19 protein-coding genes are annotated in these 21,200 nt (G+C 45.9%); 8 read left to right on the top strand and 11 right to left on the bottom strand.

Translation table 11 applies throughout. From position 1 onward, the window contains the following. Positions 1-375: 375 nt before the first annotated feature. The 8 genes from sucD to sdhC form a co-directional block, all read right to left on the bottom strand. Positions 376-1,245 (bottom strand): succinate--CoA ligase subunit alpha, encoded by an 870-nt coding sequence (gene sucD / locus Xsze_RS11760; RefSeq protein WP_038237336.1) that lies wholly within the window; start codon positions 1,243-1,245, stop codon positions 376-378. Then, entirely contained in the window at positions 1,245-2,411 is a 1,167-nt protein-coding gene (gene sucC / locus Xsze_RS11755; protein ID WP_038237339.1) for an ADP-forming succinate--CoA ligase subunit beta, read from the bottom strand. The genes sucD and sucC overlap by 1 nt, the downstream gene beginning before the upstream one ends. 288 nt (positions 2,412-2,699) lie before the next feature. Then, positions 2,700-3,917: a 2-oxoglutarate dehydrogenase complex dihydrolipoyllysine-residue succinyltransferase gene (odhB, locus tag Xsze_RS11750; RefSeq protein ID WP_038237341.1), complete on the bottom strand. Its 1,218-nt coding sequence runs from the start codon at positions 3,915-3,917 to the stop codon at positions 2,700-2,702. Between the two features lie 14 nt (positions 3,918-3,931). Then, positions 3,932-6,739: a 2-oxoglutarate dehydrogenase E1 component gene (gene sucA, locus Xsze_RS11745; protein ID WP_038237343.1), complete on the bottom strand. Its 2,808-nt coding sequence runs from the start codon at positions 6,737-6,739 to the stop codon at positions 3,932-3,934. A 334-nt stretch (positions 6,740-7,073) separates the two neighbouring features. After that, positions 7,074-7,790 (bottom strand): succinate dehydrogenase iron-sulfur subunit, encoded by a 717-nt coding sequence (locus tag Xsze_RS11740; RefSeq protein WP_038237345.1) that lies wholly within the window; start codon positions 7,788-7,790, stop codon positions 7,074-7,076. Positions 7,791-7,817: 27 nt separating this feature from the next. Beyond that, positions 7,818-9,584, bottom strand: a complete 1,767-nt coding sequence (gene sdhA / locus Xsze_RS11735) for a succinate dehydrogenase flavoprotein subunit (RefSeq protein WP_038237347.1) — start codon at positions 9,582-9,584, stop codon at positions 7,818-7,820. After that, positions 9,585-9,932, bottom strand: coding sequence for a succinate dehydrogenase membrane anchor subunit (gene sdhD / locus Xsze_RS11730; protein WP_038237349.1), 348 nt, complete (start codon positions 9,930-9,932; stop codon positions 9,585-9,587). It lies immediately after the preceding gene. Next, on the bottom strand, positions 9,926-10,315 hold the full coding sequence (gene sdhC / locus Xsze_RS11725) for a succinate dehydrogenase cytochrome b556 subunit (protein ID WP_038237426.1): 390 nt from the start codon (positions 10,313-10,315) through the stop codon (positions 9,926-9,928). Before sdhC ends, sdhD begins: the two co-directional genes overlap by 7 nt. Before the next feature lie 622 nt (positions 10,316-10,937). On the opposite strand from sdhC, the gene Xsze_RS11720 reads away from it, so the two are divergent. The 3 genes from Xsze_RS11720 to Xsze_RS11715 all read left to right on the top strand — a co-directional run bounded on the left by Xsze_RS11720 (position 10,938) and on the right by Xsze_RS11715 (position 12,887). Beyond that, positions 10,938-12,221: a citrate synthase gene (locus Xsze_RS11720; protein WP_038237351.1), complete on the top strand. Its 1,284-nt coding sequence runs from the start codon at positions 10,938-10,940 to the stop codon at positions 12,219-12,221. 94 nt (positions 12,222-12,315) lie between these two features. Continuing rightward, positions 12,316-12,558, top strand: coding sequence for a hypothetical protein (locus Xsze_RS23220; RefSeq protein WP_038237353.1), 243 nt, complete (start codon positions 12,316-12,318; stop codon positions 12,556-12,558). After that, entirely contained in the window at positions 12,543-12,887 is a 345-nt protein-coding gene (locus Xsze_RS11715) for a hypothetical protein (protein ID WP_038237355.1), read from the top strand. Before Xsze_RS23220 ends, Xsze_RS11715 begins: the two co-directional genes overlap by 16 nt. Positions 12,888-13,077: 190 nt before the next feature. Here the strand turns inward: Xsze_RS11715 and Xsze_RS11710 are convergent, their stop codons facing one another. Beyond that, positions 13,078-13,842, bottom strand: coding sequence for an AraC family transcriptional regulator (locus tag Xsze_RS11710; RefSeq protein WP_038237358.1), 765 nt, complete (start codon positions 13,840-13,842; stop codon positions 13,078-13,080). A gap of 117 nt (positions 13,843-13,959) precedes the next feature. On the opposite strand from Xsze_RS11710, the gene Xsze_RS11705 reads away from it, so the two are divergent. Further along, positions 13,960-15,096: a Bcr/CflA family efflux MFS transporter gene (locus tag Xsze_RS11705; RefSeq protein WP_038237361.1), complete on the top strand. Its 1,137-nt coding sequence runs from the start codon at positions 13,960-13,962 to the stop codon at positions 15,094-15,096. A gap of 220 nt (positions 15,097-15,316) precedes the next feature. Here Xsze_RS11705 and Xsze_RS11700 read toward each other — a convergent pair whose 3' ends face one another. Together Xsze_RS11700 and Xsze_RS11695 are read right to left on the bottom strand one after the other, a co-directional pair. Beyond that, positions 15,317-16,060 carry a type 2 GTP cyclohydrolase I gene (locus Xsze_RS11700; protein ID WP_038237363.1) on the bottom strand — a complete coding sequence of 248 codons (744 nt, stop codon included), beginning with the start codon at positions 16,058-16,060 and terminating at the stop codon, positions 15,317-15,319. 103 nt (positions 16,061-16,163) lie between these two features. Next, positions 16,164-16,373, bottom strand: coding sequence for a YbfA family protein (locus Xsze_RS11695; RefSeq protein ID WP_038237366.1), 210 nt, complete (start codon positions 16,371-16,373; stop codon positions 16,164-16,166). A 353-nt stretch (positions 16,374-16,726) separates the two neighbouring features. Between Xsze_RS11695 and Xsze_RS11690 the strand changes: the two genes are divergently transcribed. The 4 genes from Xsze_RS11690 to kdpC are packed head-to-tail and all read left to right on the top strand — an operon-like array spanning position 16,727 to position 21,196. After that, positions 16,727-16,816 carry a potassium-transporting ATPase subunit F gene (locus Xsze_RS11690; RefSeq protein ID WP_071991774.1) on the top strand — a complete coding sequence of 30 codons (90 nt, stop codon included), beginning with the start codon at positions 16,727-16,729 and terminating at the stop codon, positions 16,814-16,816. Beyond that, complete coding sequence (kdpA, locus tag Xsze_RS11685) at positions 16,817-18,514, top strand: potassium-transporting ATPase subunit KdpA (RefSeq protein WP_038237368.1); 1,698 nt, start codon at positions 16,817-16,819, stop codon at positions 18,512-18,514. It abuts the gene before it with no gap. A 16-nt stretch (positions 18,515-18,530) separates the two neighbouring features. Further along, positions 18,531-20,597: a potassium-transporting ATPase subunit KdpB gene (gene kdpB, locus Xsze_RS11680; RefSeq protein WP_038237370.1), complete on the top strand. Its 2,067-nt coding sequence runs from the start codon at positions 18,531-18,533 to the stop codon at positions 20,595-20,597. A 20-nt stretch (positions 20,598-20,617) separates the two neighbouring features. Then, on the top strand, positions 20,618-21,196 hold the full coding sequence (gene kdpC / locus Xsze_RS11675; protein WP_038237372.1) for a potassium-transporting ATPase subunit KdpC: 579 nt from the start codon (positions 20,618-20,620) through the stop codon (positions 21,194-21,196). The last annotated feature ends 4 nt before the right edge of the window (positions 21,197-21,200 follow it).

The raw sequence follows: 21,200 nt of genomic DNA, 5'->3' as shown, positions 1-21,200 counted from the left end.
AGTTTAACGAATATTATCCAGATTAATAAGTTGATTTTAGTCAATTTTTCTCTTAGTTTGTTAATCTTTACAACTGTTATTTCATTCTGGTTTATCCAATGTTAACAGCTTGTTATTTACAATGAACTTTAATTTATTTTTTGCTCTAAAATGCTTTATAAAATTAACTTTTCTTTTTCATAATAGAAAAATATATTTTTTCTATATTTTAAATTTAATTAATGAAATAAATAGATTCCATTAAAATCAGTTCAATTAAGTTTGAATGTAATTTCTCAATAACCTGACTAACCCGCTGTTAATATTATGAATAAATAAAATAAAAGGCCACCTTACGGCAGCCTTTTCTATAAAAATAGCTTATTTTATAATTGATTATGCCAATAGCTCTTTTACTGCATCACCAATATCAGCAAGACTGCGAACAGTCTTCACGCCAGCCGCTTCCAGTGCAGCAAATTTCTCATCAGCGGTTCCTTTACCACCAGCGATAATTGCGCCAGCATGCCCCATGCGCTTACCTTTAGGTGCGGTTACACCCGCGATATAAGCAACGACGGGTTTAGTGACATGCTCTTTGATGTACGCTGCGGCTTCTTCTTCAGCTGTACCACCGATTTCACCAATCATAACGATGGCTTCGGTTTGTGGATCTTCTTGGAACAGCTTCAGGATATCGATAAAGTTTGAACCAGGGATTGGATCACCACCGATACCAACACAGGTAGACTGGCCCAGGCCCGCATCAGTCGTCTGTTTAACAGCTTCATACGTCAATGTACCAGAACGGGATACGATACCGACTTTACCTGCTTTGTGAATATGACCAGGCATAATCCCGATCTTACATTCACCCGGAGTGATAACACCCGGACAGTTAGGACCGATCATGCGAACACCAGCCTGATCCAGTTTTACTTTCACTGTCAGCATATCAAGCGTCGGGATACCTTCTGTAATCGTGATGATAAGCTTAATGCCCGCATCAATCGCTTCCAGAATAGAATCTTTGCAGAATGGAGCCGGAACATAAATAATAGACGCTGTCGCACCCGTGGCTTCAACTGCTTCACGCACGGTATTGAATACCGGTAAGCCCAGATGCTCAGTACCACCTTTACCGGGTGTTACACCACCAACCATTTGAGTACCGTAAGCAATCGCTTGTTCGGAGTGGAAAGTACCTTGGCTGCCAGTAAAACCCTGACAAATCACTTTGGTGTTTTTATCGATTAAAATAGACATTATTTATTCCCCGCTGCTGCTACTGCCTGTTTAGCTGCGTCTGTCAAACTGGTTGCTGCAATGATGTTCAGACCACTGTCTGCCAGTTTCTTAGCACCCAATTCAGCATTGTTTCCTTCCAGACGAACGACTACCGGTACGTTGACACCCACTTCTTCCACCGCACCAATAATACCGTCAGCAATCAGGTCACAACGGACAATACCACCAAAGATATTTACAAAAACCGCTTTAACATTTTCATCTGACAAGATGATCTTGAATGCTTCGGTCACACGCTCTTTAGTCGCGCCACCACCCACATCAAGGAAGTTTGCCGGTGCACCGCCATGCAGTTTGACAATGTCCATGGTACCCATTGCCAAACCCGCACCATTCACCATGCAACCGATGTTGCCGTCCAGTGCAACGTAGTTCAGTTCCCATTGAGCCGCCTGAGCTTCACGCGGATCTTCCTGTGAAGGATCGTGCATTTCACGCAATTCAGCCTGACGGAACATCGCGTTACCATCTGCGCCTAATTTTCCATCCAGACAGATCAGGTCACCTTGCGTTGTGATAACCAACGGGTTGATTTCAACCAGAGCTAAATCACGCTCCAGGAACAAGTTAGCCAGTCCCAAGAAAATTTTGGTGAATTGACCAACCTGCTTACCTGTCAAACCGAGTTTGAACGCTAATTCACGGCCTTGATAAGGCATAGGGCCAGTTAGTGGGTCGATGATTGCTTTATGAATCAGTTCGGGCGTTTCTTCCGCCACTTTTTCTATTTCGACGCCACCTTCAGTAGAGGCCATAAACACTACACGACGTGTACCACGGTCAACAACAGCCCCAAGATACAGCTCCTTGGCAATATCGGTTGCACCTTCTACCAAGACCTGATGAACAGGTTGCCCCTGTGCATCTGTCTGGTATGTTACCAGTCGTTTACCCAGCCATTGTTCAGCAAACGCACGGATATCTTCCTTGCTGTTGACGACTTTCACGCCACCAGCCTTACCGCGGCCACCTGCATGAACCTGACATTTAACGACCCAAGGACCTGAACCAATCTTGGATGCTGCTTCTTCTGCTTCGCGCGGAGTGGTACAAGCATAACCAGCTGGTGCTGGTAAACCATACCGTGCAAAAAGTTGTTTTGCCTGATACTCGTGTAAATTCATGATGTTCTATCCATAATTTAGTATAAGAAAGGTAAATTACCTTCTATACCTGTCATCTTTCACGTTGCTGCTTTGTTGGCTGCCTTCGCTCACTCCAGTCACATAGTTATCTATATTCCCGGGGATTCACTCTCTTGCCATCGCACAGCATCGCGAAATCTATAAGGTATAATCTTGTTGCTCTGGATATGACCAGTCCAAAAAGGACTGGCCTGCATATACATTCTTACATCAACGTCGTACTACTTCAGACTTGGCGGTATTCAACACATTTCGCCAATAATGATGCTATACATCCAGCAACAAACGTGTTGGATCTTCCAGCATTTCTTTGATGGTCACCAGGAAGCCTACTGATTCACGACCGTCAATCAAACGGTGATCATAAGAAAGCGCCAGATACATCATCGGGAGGATCTCAACCTGACCATTGACTGCCATTGGGCGATCTTTGATGGCATGCATACCGAGGATCGCACTTTGTGGTGGGTTAATGATCGGCGTAGACATCAAGGAACCGAAAACACCGCCATTGGTAATGGTGAAATTGCCGCCAGTGAGTTCCTCAACGGTCAATTTGCCGTCGCGGCCTTTGATAGCCAGTTCTTTGATGCTTTTCTCAATTTCAGCCATGCTCAGTGCATCTGCATCACGCAGAACTGGTGTTACCAGGCCACGTGGTGTGGATACCGCAATGCTGATATCAAAATAGTTGTGGTAAACCACGTCAGTACCATCAATAGAAGCGTTAACTTCTGGGTAGCGTTTCAGTGCTTCAACGACTGCTTTCACATAGAAAGACATAAAGCCCAAACGCATGCCATGACGTTTTTCAAACGCGTCGCCATACTGCTTACGCAGTTCCTGAATTGGCTTCATATTGACTTCATTGAAAGTCGTCAACATTGCTGTATTGTTTTTCGCTTCCAGCAGACGCTCTGCAACACGCTTGCGCAGACGAGTCATCGGAACACGTTTTTCACTGCGGTGTGGCAGAGAAGACGTCTGTGAAGCAGCTGCCGCCGCAGCAGGTTTGTCACTTTCTTTTTTATTCGCAGCAATGTGTTTTTCTACGTCTTCACGGACAATACGACCACCAACACCACTGCCTCTGATTGCAGCAGGATCTAAGTCATGCTCTGCAATCAGGCGACGAACCGCCGGGCTCAATGCATCATTGCTTTCTTCTTCCAAAGAAGCTGTCTGACGCTGTGCTGGTGTTGCTTCTGTTGTTCCTTTCACGTCAGCAGGTATACCTGTGCTGTCACCAAGGCGAATACGACCAAGCAGTTGTCTGGACAGTACAGTGGCCCCTTCTTCTTCCAGAATGGCTTCCAGAACACCCGCTTCGCTTGCTGGTACTTCCAAAACAACTTTGTCAGTTTCAATTTCAACCAGCACTTCGTCACGCTCAATGGTGTCACCTGGTTTTTTATGCCATGTCGCAACAGTGGCATCTGCAACAGATTCAGGAAGGTCCGGAACCAGAATTTCTACGCTACTCATTTTCTATCCTTAATTTATTCAACGTTCAGAGCGTCATCAACCAGTGCTTGCTGTTGCTTCTGGTGAACAGACGTATATCCCACAGCCGGGGAAGCAGATGCTGGACGACCTGCATAACGTAAAGATGCCCCAAATGGGATCGCTTCACGGAAATTGTGTTGGCTGCAATACCAAGCCCCTTGGTTCAATGGTTCTTCCTGACACCAGACAAAATCATGAACATGGGCATATTGCTCAAGCTGAGCTTGTAAATCCTGACGTGGGAATGGGTACAGCTGTTCAATGCGCACGATAGCAACATTGGTCTGTTCATTCTTACGACGCTGTTCCAGCAGATCGTAATAAACTTTACCGGAACAAAGTACAACGCGTTTAACATCTTTCGGAGCCAACGCGTCAATTTCACCAATCACTGGCTCAAATTTGCCTTCAGCCAACTCCTCCAGACTAGAGACAGCCAACGGATGACGAAGCAGCGATTTAGGTGACATAACGATAAGTGGACGACGCATACCACGCAGTGCCTGACGGCGCAGCATGTGATAAACCTGAGCCGGGGTCGAAGGTACGCACACCTGCATATTTTGTTCTGCGCACAGTTGCAGGTAACGCTCCAGACGTGCTGATGAGTGCTCTGGCCCCTGACCTTCATAGCCATGTGGCAATAACATCACCAGACCACACATACGGCCCCATTTTTGTTCGCCAGAGCTGATGAACTGGTCAATGACTGTCTGAGCTACGTTGGCAAAATCACCAAACTGCGCTTCCCAAATTGTCAGTACACGAGGTTCTGTGGTTGCATAACCGTATTCAAATGCCAGCACCGCTTCTTCTGACAACACGGAGTCCCATACATTGAACACTCCCTGACTATTGTGAATATTTGCCAACGGCACATAAACAGAAGCATTAGTCTGGTTGTGAATCACTGCATGACGATGGAAGAAAGTACCACGGCCCGCATCTTCACCAGAAAGACGCACAGGAATACCTTCATCAACCAACGTTGCATAAGCCAGGTTTTCCGCTCCGCCCCAGTCAAACAGCTTGTTGCCGTTTGCCATTTCAGCACGGTCACCATAAATTTTTGCAACACGGGAGTGCATTTCAACTTCAACAGGAATAGAACTGATACGCTTACCGAGATCTTGCAGGCGTTTCATATCCACTTGATGCGGATATTCTTCATCCCATTCATGGTTCAGGTATGGTTCCCAAGTGAATGAGTGCAGCCCCATTGGACGCCATTCATCAACAACACATTCACCATGATCCAGCGCATCACGGTACAGGTTCACCATCTCTGTAACATCATTAGCCGCCAGCAAACCTTCTGCTATCAGCTTATCACCATAAATTTTGCGCGCTGTTGCCTGCTTTTTGATTTTCTGGTACATCAACGGCTGAGTTGCACTTGGTTCATCCGCTTCGTTATGACCATGGCGGCGATAGCACACCAAGTCGATCATCACGTCACGTTTGAAGGTATTACGGAAATCAAGCGCCAAACGGGTAACAAATGCAACAGCTTCAGGATCATCGGCATTAACGTGGAAAATCGGCGCCTGAACCATCTTCACAATATCAGTACAATATTGCGTTGAGCGTGCATCTTTAGGATTGGAAGTCGTAAAACCGACTTGGTTGTTAACCACAATGCGTACTGTACCACCCACTTCGTAACCACGAGCCTGAGACATGTTCAGTGTTTCCTGAACAACGCCTTGCCCTGTAACAGCGGCATCACCGTGGATAGTAACAGGCAGGACCATGTTGCTGCGACCTTCATCAAGACGATCACGGCGGGCGCGTACTGAACCGATAACAACTGGGCTGACAATTTCAAGGTGAGATGGGTTAAAGGCCAGCGCTAAATGCACCAGACCACCTTCTGTTTCGAAATCAGAAGAGAAACCTTGGTGGTATTTAACGTCACCGGTACCAAGGTGTTCTTTGTGTTTTCCCGCAAACTCATCGAATAAATCGGCTGGTTTTTTACCTAAAAGGTTAACGAGTACATTGAGACGACCACGGTGCGCCATTCCCAATACAACTTCACGAGTATCTTGTTTACCTGCGTGACGGATCAACTCTTTCAGCATAAGGATAAGCGCGTCACCCCCTTCAAGAGAGAAACGTTTCGCCCCCGGGAATTTCGCTCCCAGATAACGTTCCAAGCCTTCCGCAGCCGTTAATTCTTTCAGAAAACGATGCTTTTCTTCTGCATTGAATTGTGAATTGACTGCCACAGACTCGAGACGTTGCTGAATCCAGCGTTTTTCTTCTGTATTGGTGATATGCATGTATTCCGCACCAATTGAACCGCAATAAATGCGCTTCAGGGAGTCGTACAAATCGGCCAATTTCATTGTCTCTTTGCCAATGGCAAAAGAGCCTACGTTAAAGGTTTCTTCAAAATCCGCTTTTGTTAAATTATGGAAAGCAGGATCGAGATCTGCGACAGGTTCCTGTTTCCATAATCCCAATGGATCAAGGTTTGCATGTTGATGTCCGCGGAAGCGGAATGCATTGATAAGTTGCAAAACTTTGACTTGTTTTGCATCCATTGCTGGATCGCTGACTGAAGTGTGGTAACGCGTGGCATCCTTTGCCAGACGACGGAAGTAATCGCGTGTCTGTGAGTGAAGTTGTTCCCCGCTAAGTCCTGAATCCGGTAACTGTTGGAAAATTTCTCTCCAACTTTCATCAACAGAGTTAGGATCGGTTATATAGTCTTCATAGATTTGCTCTATGTAAGACTGGTTTGCACCAGCCAAAAAGCTTGAGTCCAGCCAGTCCTTCATTGCGCCGTTCTGCATTGTGATCCCTTAAGCTTTAAAAAGCTTTAGTTTTCGCCGTGGTTAACAAATACCGCTTAATTAGCGGTGTTGATAAAAGGTTCATTTGGACGTGCTTAATGCATGTTCTTTAATTCGGGTTTTCCTACCCCTCAAGGAACCTTTAAAAACTGAATAACAGTTTTTAAAGGTTCCTTTTATTTAAAAACACGAGCCGTCGTTAGCAGTAGGCAATTTATCATTTTTCATTCTTTATGCCCTCCACTCGTTTGATTTTTATTTCAAAATTGTGGAGGGCAACATTATATGCATTATTTACACACTATTTATGTGTTATTTATGCACGATATTTCATTTATGCGCTATGTTTCAGCAGCATAGATTTAATATGGCCGATCGCTTTTGTCGGATTCAAGCCTTTAGGACATACGTTAACGCAGTTCATAATTCCATGACAACGGAACACACTGAAAGCATCATTCAGATTATCCAAGCGTGACGATGTTTCAGTATCACGGCTGTCAATCAGGAAACGATATGCAGCTAAAAGACCTGCCGGACCGATAAATTTATCCGGATTCCACCAGAACGACGGACAAGACGTCGAACAGCAAGCACACAGAATACATTCATACAGACCATCAAGCTTTTCACGTTGTTCAGGTGATTGCAGGTGCTCACGCGCAGGCGGATTTTTACCATCATTAATCACATAAGGACGGATTTTTTCGTATTGCGCGTAGAATTGCCCCATATCAACAACCAAATCACGAACGACTGGTAAGCCCGGCAATGGACGAATCACAATTTTCTTATTACCACGTTGCAACGCGGATACCGGCGTTATACATGCCAGACCATTTTTGCCATTCATATTCACGCCGTCAGAACCACAAACACCCTCACGACAAGAACGACGGAATGACAAAGTAGGATCCTGCTCTTTTAGCTGGATAAGCGCATCCAGCAGCATCATATCCCGGCCTTCCTCTGCATCCAGAGTATAATCCTGCATACGGGGCACATCATCGACATCTGGATTGTAGCGATAAATCGAGAATTCAAGTTTCATAATCTATTTCTCCGCAACTGGACGCAATTAGTAAGAACGCACTTTCGGCGGGAAAGCTTCACGCAGCGTTGGCTGCATATTCACTTCACGGCGAGTCATGCTCTCAGTTTGCGGTAAGTACAGGCTATGGCATAACCAGTTGGCATCATCACGTTCCGGATAATCAAAACGGCTGTGAGCACCACGACTTTCTGTACGGAAATTCGCAGAAACGGCTGTCGAATAAGCGGTTTCCATCAAGTTATCCAGTTCCAGACATTCAATGCGCTGTGTATTGAATTCTGATGAGGTGTCATCTAGGCGTGCGTTTTTCAGACGTTCACGAATCACTTTCAGCTCATCCAGCCCTTTTGCCATTGCATCCCCTTCGCGGAATACCGAGAAGTTATTCTGCATGCAGGATTGCAGAGCCTTACGGATTTCAACAGGATCTTCACCTGAACGGGTATTGTTCCAACGGTTTAAACGCGCCAATCCGGCCTCAACATCGGATTCGCTGGCATCACGGCTGGTTCCTTGTTCCATCAGGCACTCTTTCAAATGCACACCGGCAGAACGACCAAATACCACCAAATCAAGCAATGAGTTACCACCCAGACGGTTTGCTCCGTGAACGGATACACAGGCAATTTCACCCACTGCAAACAAGCCCGGAATGATGACATCTTCGCCTTTTTCGTTGATTGTCAGTGCCTGACCCGTGATCTTAGTCGGGATGCCTCCCATCATATAGTGACAGGTCGGAATAACCGGAATCGGTTCTTTTACTGGATCGGCATGAGCGAAAGTACGGGACAATTCGAGGATACCCGGCAGACGGGATTCCAGTACATCTTTGCCCAGATGATCCAGTTTCAATTTCACATGAGGACCCAGAGGACCATCGCAACCACGGCCTTCACGGATTTCGATCATCATGGAACGAGCAACCACATCACGACCCGCAAGGTCTTTGGCATTTGGTGCGTAACGCTCCATGAAGCGCTCACCGTCTTTATTCAGCAGGTAACCACCTTCACCACGGCAGCCTTCTGTAACCAATACACCCGCGCCCGCAATACCCGTTGGATGGAATTGCCACATTTCCATATCCTGAACAGGAACACCTGCACGCAATGCCATACCCACACCATCACCGGTATTGATATGCGCATTCGTTGTGGATTGGTAAATACGGCCAGCACCACCTGTTGCCAGGATCGTTGCCTTAGCTTTGAAATAGACGACTTCACCGGTTTCAATACAGATAGCAGTACAACCAACAATTGCACCGTCCTGATTTTTAACCAAATCCAGTGAATACCACTCGGAGAAAATCGTTGTGTGGTTTTTCAGGTTCTGCTGATACAAAGTATGCAATAAAGCATGACCGGTACGGTCAGCAGCAGCAGCAGTGCGGGCAGCCTGTTCACCACCGAAGTTTTTGGATTGTCCGCCAAACGGGCGCTGATAAATCCGGCCATCGTCCAGACGGGAGAATGGCAAACCCATGTGTTCTAGTTCCAGAATGGCTTCAGGGCCAGTTTTACACATATATTCGATGGCGTTCTGATCGCCGATATAATCGGAACCTTTCACCGTGTCATACATGTGCCATTCCCAGTTATCTTCATGGGAATTACCCAGAGCGACAGTGATACCCCCCTGTGCTGATACTGTATGAGAACGAGTTGGGAATACTTTGGAAATCAAAGCACAAGATAAACCCATTTGTGAAATTTGCAGTGCAGCACGCATACCTGCACCACCAGCACCGATAACAACAGCGTCAAACTCTCTTACTGGCAGTTTCATTTATGCACCCCACACAACAATTGTTCCGTAAATCAAATAAGACAGCAGTGCCACAATAATCACCAGCTGCAACACCAGACGCATTGCGAGTGGCTTGACATAGTCTGTCAGCACCTGCCACATACCAATCCAGGCATGAACCAGAATGGAAAGGAGCGTCAATACGGTGAACACTTTTGTTAGGGATGAAGAGAAGAAACCACGCCAGATTTCATAAGTCATATCAGATGTTGTTGCCACAAAACCAACAAGGTAAAGGACGTACAAAACAATAATAATTGCGGATGCGCGCAGCAACAGCCAGTCCTGAATACCTGTACGACCCAATGCGGATGCATTGCTTACCATAATAATACCCCAGCCAGAATAGACAGAATAACCGCGATCACTATTGCTACTTTGGCAGAAGCACTACCGGTAGCGAGGTTTTCTTCCAAGAATCCAAAATCCATCAACACATGGCGAATACCTCCACAGATATGGTAAGCCAACGCCGTTAATATCCCCCACAGGATAAATTTGGCGAAGAAGCCGGTCATGATTTCAGATGCTTGTAGGAAGCCCTCCTGCGAAGACAGTGACATACCCAACAACCACAGAAGAATGCCGACTGCGATAAAGGTGATGACGCCTGAGATACGGTGCAAGATCGATGCTATCGCGGAGACGGGTTGGTTAATCGTCCGCAGATCAAGGTTGACAGGTCTTTGTTTTTTCACAATTTTGCCCACAAAGCTTTTTTTATTTTCCATCCTCCGGTCCTGGGCAGAAATCAGACAGCGCTAAGGGGATACAAAGACACAACATAATTAAATTAACAATCCTTACTGTTTATCAAAAGTTGTGATTTGATTACGCTGGGTGCTCCTACATCAGGGTAATCCGGAGACCTGACGGAAGTATAAGTACTTCACATTGTTATTACAATTCCCACACAATATGATTATTAACATTTAGCGTGAACAGTGAGTAAGATCACGCTTCAAACATTTTTCATAAAATCCATTATCTTGTTTGACAATGATTAAACATTTATCTTACATATATGTCGTTATATATTGTTTAGCATCGTTTCACGATGAAAAAGCATACTTAACGAAAAACAGTAGCTATGTGAAAGTATCGTATAAGCACAAAATGATAACATTTAATGTTAAGAATACTTTAAACATAGCTCACAGAAACTTTTTAACAACCTGAAAACCATTGTCGTCCGTAATGAAATTTCAGCGTTAAATGTGATACCAGCCTGATTTTAAGTTCTCTCCGGTAGCACAATGCCTTCGGCACAGTATAAATTGCGCCTATCTGGTTGTTAGGGGTTATAAATATATAAGCGCTAAGGAGATGTAAATGGCTGATAAAAAAGCTACGTTGAACATAAATGGTTCAGCTGCTATCGAACTAGACGTACTAACGCCAACCCTAGGTTCTGAAGTGATTGACGTTCGTACCCTCGGCTCAAAAGGCTTCTATACCTATGATCCTGGCTTTACTTCCACCGCCTCTTGTGAGTCAAAAATTACCTATATCGATGGCGATGAAGGCATTTTGTTGCACCGTGGTTTTCCCATCGATCAGCTCGCAACGGAATCGACTTACCTGGAAGTCTGCTATATTCTGCTGTACGGCGAACCACCAACACCTGAAGAATATAAAAAATTCAAAACTACGGTGACCCGCCATACCATGATCCACGAACAGATCACCCGCCTGTTCCACGGTTTCCGCCGCGATTCACACCCAATGGCTGTACTTTGTGGTGTTACAGGTGCACTGGCTGCTTTCTATCACGATGCACTGGATGTTCATAACCCTCGCCACCGTGAAATTACCGCTTACCGCTTATTGTCCAAAATGCCAACCGTGGCGGCAATGTGTTACAAGTATTCTCTGGGCCAGCCTTTCGTTTACCCTCGTAACGATCTCTCTTACGCGGCTAACTTCCTGTACATGATGTTCTCAACACCTTGTGAAGAGTATAAAGTCAATCCTGTGCTGGAACGCGCCATGGACCGCATCTTCATTCTGCATGCGGATCATGAGCAGAATGCTTCAACCTCCACGGTGCGTACTGCCGGCTCTTCCGGCGCCAACCCATTTGCCTGTATTGCCGCAGGTATTGCATCCTTGTGGGGGCCTGCCCACGGTGGGGCAAACGAAGCCTGTCTGCGTATGCTGGAAGAAATCCAGACTGTTGAGCACATTCCTGAATTCATCGCCCGTGCCAAAGATAAAAATGACTCTTTCCGCCTGATGGGATTTGGTCATCGCGTTTACAAAAACTACGATCCTCGCGCAACTGTTATGCGTGAAACCTGCCACGAAGTGTTAAATGAACTTGGCCTGAATGACAGCCTGCTGGAAGTGGCGATGGAGTTGGAGCGTATTGCCCTGAATGACCCGTACTTTATCGAGAAGAAACTGTATCCGAATGTCGATTTCTATTCTGGCATTATCCTGAAAGCCATGGGTATCCCATCGTCCATGTTTACTGTGATTTTCGCCATCGCCCGTACTATTGGCTGGATTGCCCACTGGAATGAAATGCACGATGAAGGTTTGAGGATTGCTCGCCCACGCCAGCTTTACACCGGCCATGACAAGCGTGACTTCCAGAGCCGGTTAAAAAAATAATTTAACCAATAAAACTATGCTATTCACATTTTGAATAGTTTATTTCTACACCTCTTATCTCAGTTTTACTCTGAAATCGGAGGTGTAGTTTTTTATGGAAACTATTGGATTTTTTTCTTCCTCATCACCCGCAACTGCTTTTGCTCCCACCCGCACTGCCAGAGGCATCAATTACCTACAAAACAAAGGATATAAAACAAAAGCAGGAATACTGACAGGAAAAAGTGACTTTTATCGTTCTGGCAGCATAATTGTAGGAATTCAAGCAATAGCTGTACATTTACCTGATAGTGTTCGCCCAGTGCCTGTTGGGATGAAGTCATGTCATCGACCATAGCAACAACATCAAGTGGTTCGTTAAACCGCCGGAAAATGAATCCTTATGATGCCGCCATGGAACGCTATCTGGCAGATCCCTTTTTCGGTAGCATCGAACGCCGGGTTGTACCTCAAGGTGAAGGAAACTTAGCACTCGGAAATGAAGCAGCGCGTCATGTATTCGATGCGGCTGGTGTTCCACCAGATGAAGTGGATTGCCTGATCTCAGTATCAAAGTTTCCTGATCATATCGGCTCAGGTAATGCTGGATATATTGCACAAGCACTGGGTACAGGTGGAGGTGCATTCAACATAAAGGATATAACCCGGAAGTTTCTGACGATTTAAATCTGGGGAAGTCAGGAGTCCTCTCATCTCTGGCAATTATGCGCTTAGTTTCATTTATAAAAGACGGATTCAACATTATTGTCGGAGTCAGTAACCCGAGAGTACATTTTACTACCATTCGCGGGATCGCATGTTATGTCGATGAGAAGTCACAGATATTCAACGTAACATCATTGCCAGTGAACTAGGATTATGATCCCGCCATATATGCCCTTGGCGGTTTTCCTGTGAATTTACGGAAAAATGTGACAAATGCACTATCACTGACAAAACCGAGTTCTTGTGCAACATAAGACAAAGTTTTATTCTGAGCGAGTAACTCTATCGCCTTTACCAACCGCCACTGTTGTCGCCATTGCTGGTAATTCATTCCGGTTTCACGATGAAATATGCGGGTAATCGTTTTTTCACTGGCTCCAATATAAGTCGCCAATGTGTGTAATGGTGGTGGTAATTGCTCAAACGATAAACCGGCCAAACGCCGATCAAAAGGCAGTGGTAATAGGGTTTGTTCTCTGCGGGCTTCACGGATCTCATCAAAAAACACCGCCAGCAAGTGTGCTCCCTTTCCCTGATACCAATCCAAATCGAAAGAAGATATCGCAATGCGTTCTAAAAGTGCCTGTAATAATGGCGTGGCTTCCAGTACTTCACTTCTTTCAGCAATCAGTTCGGTTTCCAACACATTCAGATAAATAGAACGATACCCTACCGAACCGCGCATTTCTGCCCGATGCCATGTTTTGGGAGGTATCCAGGCCACTCTGGTTGGTGGCAAAATTGAAATTTGATCTGCCAGTGTGATCTTGATGCAGCCTCGCTGGGTAAACAACAATTGCCCCATGTCATGCTGATGGATACCAGAATCATGTTGCCCCATTTCTGCGGCGATACCCACCACAGGCACATCCAAACTGTCTGGATCGAAATAATCACTTTGCCGTAACCACGCCATGTTAATTCCACCGATGAGAAGTCTGATTATGTAAATAATTAGTACTTATTATCATAAATAGACAGCAATCAGAATGCTAACCTTTGAGCCATCACTCACTTACCCCCTGAAAAAACGATGAAAACAAAACCCTCACTTTGGCTCTCAGTCGCATTAATGATGTTTCCCCAAATAGTTGAAACTATCTATAGCCCTGCATTAACCAATATCGCCGCTGGTTTTTCCGTCAGTTCAGAACAGGCAGCCCAAACCTTATCACTCTATTTTTTTGCCTTTGCCCTCGGTGTTGTGGTGTGGGGACGCATGTGTGATGTCATTGGCCGACGCCCGACTATCATTGCCGGCCTATTGCTTTACGGCCTCTCTTCCCTTCTGGCATTGCTGACTCAGCAATTCTGGCTATTGCTCATTGCCAGAATGTTATCGGCTTTTGGCGCCGCTGTTGGCTCTGTCGGCACACAAACCATCATGCGTGACAGCTATCAGGGAGATGAACTGGCCCGTATTTTTTCTGTGATGGGAATTGCATTGGCAATCAGTCCCGCGCTCGGCATGGCCAGCGGTTCAACATTGAATTATTTTGCCGGTTATAAAGCGGTATTTACCGGATTGGCGATTTTAGCCGTACTCCTAACCTGCTGGTCTGTGATGCGGCTACCGGAAACCCGCCCGGCTAATGTAAAAAAAGTGGCGCTATTGAGTACAGCACGCATGATGCTGAAAGATATTTCGATTTGGCGAAATGCGTTTCTGATCGCGTTTTTCAATATTTGCCTGTTTAGTTATTATCAATTGGCACCATTCCGTTTCGAACACTTTGGATTGTCACAGGCAATATTTGGTTATACTGGCCTGTTACTCACTCTGGGTGTGGGTTTCGGATCGCTATTAAACAAATACCTCTTAAAGAAACAGTGGAGATCCCCCGAATTAGTGGCTCTGGCCGCTGTTGTAACTTTACTGAGTGGCCTTTGTGTCTATCTGCTTGAAAATAGCTGGCTATTTATTTTTCCCATGCTGGGGATAGTGACGGCTTACGGGCTTGCCATTCCCAACATTCTGGCTTCCGCATTGAGCCATTATGGGGATCGGTTAGGTACTGCGGGCGCTTTACTGGGGCTATTTTACTATTTGTTGCTGGGGATTGGCTTGGCATTGGCCGGTTGGAGTCAGGCATTAGGCGGTATCTTGATTTGCTGTGGTATGGCCGTGTTTTTTTTAACCAGAAAACCATCACAAACAAACTTGGCTTAAGACCCGGCAATGTTAAGTATTTTCAGAAAAACAGCGTTTTTTTCCATTCCTGAGCACGCATGAAGCTTATTTTTGAGCATTTTTATTTTCTGCCTTCTTATACATGGAGTAACAACAGCTCCCAAATTTGTTAACCAATAACAAAATTGGGAGCCATCTAATTAATAAGAAAAACAACAGCTAGAAAAACCAACAGTTAAAAAAAACACTAGTCAGAAAATCAAGCCGGATTAGGAATATCGATAAAAGTCACATCCAACCCATGATTATTCGCCAGCCATTCACCGAGGGCTTTGATACCATAACGTTCTGTTGCATGATGGCCTGCTGAAAAGAAATGCAGCCCCATCTCACGGGCAACGTGAACCGTTTTCTCTGATACTTCTCCGGTCACAAAAGCGTCAACGCCAAACTCAGCTGCCTGCTCAATAAAGCTCTGGCCTCCGCCTGTACACCATGCCAGAGTGCGAATTTCTTCTGGTGCATTATCTCCGCAATGCAGCACTTCGCGTTCTAACCTTTTTTCCAGACGCTCAGCCAATTCTGCGGGTGTGATGGGCTGATCAAAGGCGCCATGAGGAAGCAGAGAATCAATATTGCCAATCACCTTCACACCCATCTGCCGAGCGAGTTGAACATTGTTCCCCAGCAAAGGGTGAGCATCCAACGGGAGATGATAACCATATAGATTAATATCATTGCAAAGCAGTGTTTGCAGGCGACGACGTTTCATGCCCCGGATAACAGGTGATTCATTTTTCCAAAAATAGCCATGATGAACGATGATCGCATCCGCCTCAAGGCGCACCGCTTCATCCAATAGTGCCTGACAAGCTGTCACACCAGTCACTACCCGCTGTACATGAGGACGACCTTCTACCTGTAATCCATTGGGGGCATAATCTTGAAATTCACGGATATTCAATTCCGTATTGAGCACATGCTCCAATTCAACATTGTTCATATCATTCCCCCTATTATTCGTTTTTTCAATGAAATATAAAATAAAACACCTTGCCAGAATAAACTGGCAAGGTGTAAAAATACCATATTCAATAGAGCCAATCTTAGCGATTTCGAATACCGGCAGCCATTTCTGAGCTTTCTAACCACACCGGCTTCTCACTGGTTTTTAACCATACTTTATGCAGGTAGCTGTAAAAACGAGCACGATCGTGACGAAACAGCATAACAGGAAGCGCAATGACGCCCAAAGCGATAGCGCCAACACGCCGCAAGAGAACCTCATACCAAGAATATGAACGGTATGTAGACATTGGTAACCTCCTCACGGGTTAAATATGTAAGATGTATAAAATTTTACCCGATAAAATGAAAATTTACTACTCATCCGACCACTTTTTTGCTCTGTAAATCACTCTTTTTTTCCTCTCTCGTAATTTAATTACAAAATTGATACCTAAACAGAAACAAAACAAACAATTTAAAAACAAAAAATTAACCTGATGAGGTTTGCTACACTTGCTTTAATAAAACACCCAATTAGTTAGGTCATGTTATCTTTTATACTTTTTTTACGCGTTTAAACTCTCTTTTAACAACTTCTTTGCATTGTCATTCTTATGCTGTAACTGATTATTTTTAAAAACAATAAGCAAGGAGATACACCATGAATATATTCCTCTTCCTTGGTCTTTTTCTGGTGGTGCTATTACTTCTCTATCTGATTTATGCGTTATTAAATGCGGAGGATTTCTAAATGATGGCATCCGCTTTTTTACTGATTGCCAGCTTCCTGTTGGTTCTGTTTTTATTGAGCAAGCCGCTTGGTAATCTGATAGCCAATTTGATTGAAGGAGAATTGCCCCGCTGGCTGACAAAAACAGAATCGAGCCTGTGGCGCTGTTGTGGGTTGCAAACACCCGGCAGCAATATCAAAGAAATGAACTGGCGGCAATATTCCCTTTCTATCCTGATATTCAATGTCGCAGGATTACTGTTGCTATTTATTCTGTTAATGAATCAGGCCCATTTACCCCTGAATCCACAACATTTTGCAGATATGAAATGGGATCTGGCACTCAATACCGCAATAAGTTTTATCACCAACACAAACTGGCAGGCTTACAGCGGAGAAAATACCCTCAGTTACCTAAGCCAAATGGCCGGATTGACGGTGCAGAATTTTCTGTCCGCGGCAACAGGTATTGCCGTGGCTTTTGCTCTGATAAGAGCCTTTTCCCGTCAGGGCGTGAACACATTGGGAAATGCATGGGTTGATATTACCCGCATCACTTTGTATTTGCTGCTGCCGCTTGCCATCATTATTGCGTTATTTTTTGTCAGTCAAGGTGTTATCCAAAACTTTTCCCCTTATGTTTCCATCCATACCCTTGAAGGCCAACAGCAATTGCTTCCCATGGGACCGGTCGCCTCTCAGGAAGCCATAAAATTACTGGGAACCAATGGCGGGGGATTTTTTGGTGCAAACTCAGCCCACCCTTTTGAAAATCCAACCCCGCTGAGTAATTTTGTACAAGTTCTGGCTATTTTTCTGATCCCCAGCGCATTGTGTTTCGCCTTCGGAGTGGTCGTCGGCGATAATCGTCAGGGATACGCTTTACTCTGGGCGATGAGCATTATTTTTATCATCGCAACAGCCGTTGTAATGTACGCCGAAATAGCAGGCAGTCCCCATTTCAATGCCACGAACATCAACGGGCATTTTAATATGGAAGGAAAAGAATCCCGTTTTGGCATTCTGGCATCTTCCCTGTATAGCACCGTGACCACAGCCGCATCCTGTGGTGCAGTCAATTCAATGCATGACTCCTTCACCCCTTTGGGAGGAATGATCCCACTCTGGTTAATACAAATCGGCGAAGTGGTGTTTGGCGGAACCGGCTCCGGGCTTTGTGGCATGTTACTGCTTGTTCTGCTGGCTGTATTCATTGCCGGTTTAATGATTGGCCGGGCACCTGAATACTTGGGCAAAAAAATCGATGTCTATGATATGAAAATGGTCGCACTGGCCATTTTGGTTACCCCTTCACTTGTCTTGTTGGGCACCGCATTAGCCATTTCAACCGATGCCGGGCGCAATGCCATTACCAATCCCGGCGCACACGGTTTCACTGAAATACTTTATGCGCTTTCATCGGCCGCCAATAACAACGGCAGTGCCTTCGCAGGCCTGAATGCCAACAATACCTTTTACAATTTACTATTGGGAGCTGCCATGTTTCTTGGGCGTTTTGGCATGATCCTGCCAGTTCTTGCCATTGCGGGTTCCATGAGCAACAAAAAACGCCAGCCCATCAGTAGCGGCACTTTGCCCACTTACGGCTTTTCCTTTATCGGATTATTAATCCTGGTTGTTTTGCTGATTGGAGCACTCACTTTTATTCCTGCTCTGGCGCTTGGCCCCATCGCAGAACACTTACAACTTTGGCAATGAGAGTGAAAGGTAAATCATGAAAAATAAACAGCAAATATTATTTGAACCGACGCTGATTCGCCATGCTCTTATCGATTCATTTAAAAAATGCCATCCGGCTCATCAATGGCGCAATCCTGTCATGTTTGTCGTCTATCTGGGCAGTTGCCTGACTACCGCTTTATGGTGCGGAATATTGACAGGTCAATTTACTGGCAATGCCCTGTTTACGGGCTCTATTGCCCTCTGGCTATGGTTTACCGTCCTGTTTGCCAATTTTGCAGAAGCACTGGCGGAAGGACGCAGCAAAGCTCAGGCATCCAGTCTCAAGGGCGTAAAGAAAACCAGTTGGGCAATCAAACTGGCCTCATCCAACCGTGAAGCAGCAAAGGAAAAAGTAACGTCTGACACTTTGCGCAAAGGTGACATCGTGCTGGTAGAAGCCGGTGACATTATCCCCTGCGATGGTGAGGTGATTGAAGGGGGGGCTTCCGTTGATGAAAGTGCCATTACAGGAGAATCAGCTCCCGTCATTCGGGAATCCGGGGGAGATTTTTCTTCCGTGACTGGCGGTACACGGGTTTTATCAGATTGGCTGATCATTGAATGCACCGTCAATCCGGGAGAAACCTTTCTGGACCGGATGATCTCCATGGTTGAAGGTGCCAAACGCCGGAAAACCCCCAACGAAATTGCCCTCACGATTTTGCTCACTGCACTGACCATCATTTTCCTGCTTGTCTGCGTAAGCCTGCTGCCTTTTTCTCTATTCAGCACAGAGATCAGCCAAACCGGCAGCCCCATAACCCTTACCGTGATCGTGGCGCTGCTGGTTTGCCTCATTCCCACCACCATTGGCGGATTGCTTTCAGCCATTGGTGTCGCGGGCATGAGCCGCATGTTAGGGGCCAATGTGATAGCAACAAGCGGGCGCGCCATTGAAGCCGCGGGAGATGTGGATGTCCTGCTGCTGGATAAAACCGGAACCATCACCTTGGGCAATCGTCAGGCATCTCAGTTTTTGCCGGCTCCCGGCGTTACCGAGAAGCAATTGGCCGATGCCGCACAGCTCTCCTCCCTTGCTGATGAAACCCCTGAAGGGCGCAGTATCGTGATTTTGGCAAAGCAGCGTTTCAATATGCGAGAACGCGATCTGTTGGCATTGAACGCTAAATTTGTTCCCTTCTCAGCGATTACGCGCATGAGCGGGGTCAACATAGATAACCGGACTATCCGTAAGGGCGCCGTTGATGCCATTCGCCGTCATATTGAAGCCAATCACAGCAAATTCCCTGAAGCCATTGACCTCTTGGTGCAACAAGTGGCGCACAAAGGAGGAACACCGTTGGTCGTTGCGGAAAACCAGCGGGTCTTGGGCGTCGTTGCCCTGAAAGATATCGTCAAAGGTGGGATTAAAGAACGTTTCAGCGAGATGCGCAGAATGGGAATAAAAACCGTCATGATCACCGGAGATAACCACCTGACTGCGGCAGCAATTGCGGCTGAAGCGGGAGTGGATGATTTTCTGGCGGAAGCCACACCCGAAGCCAAACTGGCCTTGATACGCCAATACCAATCTGAAGGCCGGCTGGTTGCCATGACGGGAGACGGGACAAACGACGCCCCTGCACTGGCACAGGCTGATGTTGCGGTTGCCATGAATTCAGGTACACAGGCGGCAAAAGAAGCAGGAAATATGGTGGATCTCGATTCCAATCCCACTAAACTGATTGAAGTTGTGCATATCGGGAAGCAGATGTTAATGACCCGTGGCTCCCTGACCACATTCAGCATTGCCAATGACATAGCCAAATATTTCGCCATCATTCCTGCCGCCTTTGCCATTACCTATCCCCAACTCAATGCCCTGAACATTATGCACCTTCATTCTCCGGAGTCTGCTGTACTGTCTGCGGTTATTTTCAATGCAATCATCATTATTTTCCTGCTTCCACTGGCTCTGAAAGGTGTCAGCTATCGCCCGATGAACGCATTGTCGCTCTTGCGCCGGAACTTATGGATATATGGCCTGGGAGGTTTGCTCGTGCCCTTTATCGGCATCAAGCTCATTGACATATTACTGACTGCCTTGTTTCTCAAATAATTTCAGATAAGGTGATGAAAATGATCTGGTTACGTTCTTCCATTATCCTGTTGATATTTCTTACGCTCATCACAGGTATTGCCTATCCGCTGTTGGTGACAGGGATATCAAAAGCTCTATTTCCCCATCAGGCGCAAGGATCGTTAATCGAACAAAACGGCCAAAAAGTTGGCTCTGAATTAATCGGTCAAAATTTTACCAAGAACAGCTACTTTCATGGCCGCCCTTCCATGACGGCAGAAACCCCGTATAACGCCCTATCATCCGGGGGCAGCAATCTCGCAACAACCAATCCTGCATTGCTCAGCAAACTGCACAAAAACATTGTCCGGGAACATCTTTTTAATTATCCAGAAAACCGCCCGATCCCCATTGATCTCATCACGGCATCAGGCAGTGGGCTCGATCCCCACATATCACCGGAGGCTGCGGAATTTCAGGCACAACGCGTGGCTGCCACCCGCCATCTCCCGCTGGAAACGGTCCATGAATTAATTCAGAAACACATTGAATATCCCTTACTGGAATATATGGGGGAACCCGTGGTAAATGTATTGGAACTTAATCTTGCTCTGGATAATCTGAACCCACGAGGCTGATAAA

The organism is Xenorhabdus szentirmaii DSM 16338 (assembly GCF_002632585.1).
GTDB classification, from domain to species: domain Bacteria; phylum Pseudomonadota; class Gammaproteobacteria; order Enterobacterales; family Enterobacteriaceae; genus Xenorhabdus; species Xenorhabdus szentirmaii.
The sequence above is the reverse complement of the archived record's forward strand: the minus strand, read 5'-3'. Positions and strand labels throughout refer to the sequence as shown.